Origin of the sequence: Flavobacterium sp. FlaQc-48 (genome assembly GCF_044007335.1) — a bacterium.
In the GTDB taxonomy this organism is placed as follows: Bacteria; Bacteroidota; Bacteroidia; order Flavobacteriales; family Flavobacteriaceae; genus Flavobacterium.
Map to the genome: position 1 here is coordinate 1 of NZ_JBIPCR010000073.1, position 338 is coordinate 338.

1 protein-coding gene is annotated in these 338 nt (G+C 42.3%); it reads left to right on the top strand.

Translation table 11 applies throughout. The features are described from left to right. The coding region (locus ACHRWY_RS27635; RefSeq protein WP_395359244.1) for a hypothetical protein at positions 1-338 on the top strand (338 nt) is incomplete at both ends.

The following is a 338-nucleotide window of genomic DNA, read 5'->3' on the forward strand; positions in this document are numbered from 1 at the left end:
CAACAACATTTAAAGCAGTACACCTTATAACACAAGCTGATATTGATAAGGGAGAAGTCTACAATTTAGCCACTACAACCGGAAAAGATCCGGGCAATAATGACGTACCGGCAACATCAACAGATCCTATACCTTGCGCAACCTGTCCGGTTGATCCTGCCTGCCCGGATTGTACTATAACACCATTGTCGCCAAGTTCATCTATAGCCATAACAAAACAGGGTGTATTTGTAGACAGCAATGGTAACGGAATAACCAATGTGGGGGACAGGGTCGAATATACTTTTGTAGTGACCAATACAGGAAATACAACCTTAACCCATATTACAGTGACAGAT